Origin of the sequence: Halorientalis regularis (genome assembly GCF_023698535.1) — an archaeon.
In the GTDB taxonomy this organism is placed as follows: domain Archaea; phylum Halobacteriota; class Halobacteria; order Halobacteriales; family Haloarculaceae; genus Halorientalis; species Halorientalis regularis.
Genome location: NZ_JALJCL010000039.1, coordinates 1 through 2,641 on the forward strand (window position 1 = coordinate 1; position 2,641 = coordinate 2,641).

General features: G+C 66.5%; 1 protein-coding gene. It reads left to right on the plus strand.

Annotated features, from left to right (window positions below; translation table 11 throughout):
• Window positions 1-71: 71 nt before the first annotated feature.
• Window positions 72-2,641 (plus strand): helix-turn-helix domain-containing protein (locus MU521_RS21770; RefSeq protein WP_250864857.1); only part of this gene is annotated, 2,570 nt, incomplete at its 3' end.

Genomic DNA, 2,641 nt, shown 5'->3' on the forward strand with positions numbered 1-2,641 from the left:
GCATGGCCGGCGCGACCCACTCTCCCGACCGATTTGCCGTGCTTGGCTGCCGCGAGTGCGAGTCACTCTGGGTGGCCGAGCACTACCACCAGCAGGACCGCGTCGAATGTCCCCGCTGTGGGCACAGTCGCAACCCCGGGAGCATCAAAGCCCAGGCCACGGCTGGAGACTGGCAGGTCGCCTGTGAGCAGCGCGCGCGGTTGCTAGCTCGTCGCGCAGATGAGCTTGGTGAGTACATCGGCACTGTCGATGACTACGGCCGGCTCGAAGACGAAATTGACTACACGGTTCCGACCACGTCTCTCGAGCAGGACGCTGGCTACCATGATGTGTTCGGCGATCTCGTCGACGGGCGGCTCGATCAGTGGGCCGAGCAGCGCCGGGCAGTTCTTCGCGACGAGGCCGATGCCTACCTGGAGCGTCGCTTTGGCACGCTCAACGGGGACTTTCAGTACGACGCAGACCGTTCACTCGATTTTGAGACGGCAGCGGGCTCGCTGACACCGTCGCTGAATGACGGCGGAGACGTGCGGGCCGACATTCACGCCACCGCCAACAGCGCGCCGGCCGACCTCTGGCATGAGATCGCCACGTCGAACGGGTTCCAAGACGCGCTGGTCGCGGCCGTGCGTGAGCTCTGTCAGGGGGCAACCCACGCCGATCGGGCCGCGACGCTTCGGGAGGCCGGCGTCACCGCAGCTGATGGCGGGCTCGCTACCGTCCTCGCGGCGCTTGATCGGCCGGCTGAGGATCCCGCCCATCAAAACGCACTGGAGTTGGTTGCCGGGATCGGCCAGGACGGCGCGACCGACCTCGGCCACCTGCCGATCGAACTCATCACGGACGGCCCGCTGGCGGCGCTGGATGCCGCTGCAATCGTGCCGACGGTTTCGGTGCTGTTGCCCGAGGGCTTCCGCGACCGCCGACGCGAGCAACGCGAGACGACGCTGTGGTTCCTGTGTGCGCTCGGCCGGGTGGCGGATGTGCGCGTGACCATGACCGGCCTGGTGGCTAGCTGGCTGCGCACTGAGCATCGCGATGATCTCCCCGCTTCGTTTAGCGCCCAGTGCATCGCCGGGCGGGATAGCCGGACCACCTCGACGCGACTTCGTGAGGCCCACGATCAGCTCGATCCCGACGGCCGGGCCATCGAGGTCCTCCGGACACTCGCTGCTGAGCCGGCGCATACGCTGTCCTATCACGAACTCGTTGCCCAGAGTACCGTCAGCAAAAGCCGTGTCAGCCAACTGCTGGGGACGCTCGAAGACCTCGCACTCGTCGAGCGCTACGGGCCCCGCACCGCAAAGCGTATCGAACTGCTGCCGCTGGGAACGGCGTATCTGGACACGCTGGACGCCGATCACGACCGGTCGCAAGAACTCGATGCCCTGTTTAGCGAAACCGGAAGCCAGCCTGACAGGCCGTGTAATCCCGCGCACACGAGGGCCGGGGAGGATGCCCCCGACGACGCCGCCGACCGCGACGCCGACGGCGCCGGCCCCTACCGCACCCGCTGGCTGTCCCGATCACAGCACGCCGCGATCGCCGGCACCGGCCGCAGCGGCGGCGTTACGACCGTTGACGCGCCACTTGATGCGACCGATGCCGAGCAACGGCGGACTCGCTATGCCAGCTACGACGCTGATCGCGACGAACTGGTGCTGTCGAACTGGGTGACGTCGCCGCTCCAACATGTGGTGAGCACTGCACTGACTTTATCGACGCCGAAGGTTCTGCAGGCGGCGCTCCCCGCCGATCGGCTGGCGAACATCGACCTCGATCCGGTCGAAACCCGGTACTGCCGGTGTATCGGCGGCTTCCCCGAGGAGGCTGAAACCGACCCACAAGTCCTCCTAGACAACCTCATCGAGTGGGGCCAGGAACTCGCGGCAATGACGACCGATCTCCAGCACGAGGACTACGCCGATCGCGACCAGTTCCGCGGCCGGATCATGCAGTCAGCGCATGGCCTGGCCGGCTCTATCGTCCACCTGCTGGACGAAGCCGGCGTGACCATCCATCGCGAACTCCTGCTGGCGCCGGGGCTGGATCACGACACGCTGGATTCCATTCGGGCGACGCTGCTCCATGAGGCCCAGATCCAGTCTCAGTATCGTGATCACACGGTCTACCGCCAACTCTACGAACAGCGGCCGGACAAAGTCCGCCAGGCCCCACTCGTCGACGTTGACGCAGCCGATCCCTTCGGCGAGTACATCGGCTCGCTAACGATTCGTGGTCCCCACGCCAGCGACCTCGGGCAGCATCTCGAAGGCTACCTCCGCAGCGCTAACCGGCCGACTCGGGAAGACGCGCCCGAGATCGCCGTTCGCCTGCCGATTGGGACGGCTGGTCCCGAAGCCTATGCCGAGACAATATCACGACTGTGTTCTCAGAAGAATCTCCACAAGACTCGTGAGGCGGTGACGCTGTGCCGGGCGCTGGCGGCTAGTCCCCATGCCGTTGCCGATGGTCTCCACTGGCTGGAGCGTGAGGATACACCGCGAGACCTGCGCCTCGACGAGGTCCGATACGCCCTAGCCCAGCTGGGGCCGGCCCGCCTCTTGCCTGACGCGACGCCAACGGTCAGTGCGGCGGTCGCGACGCTGCTGAAGGCCGAGCAACCGCTCTCCCAGACGGA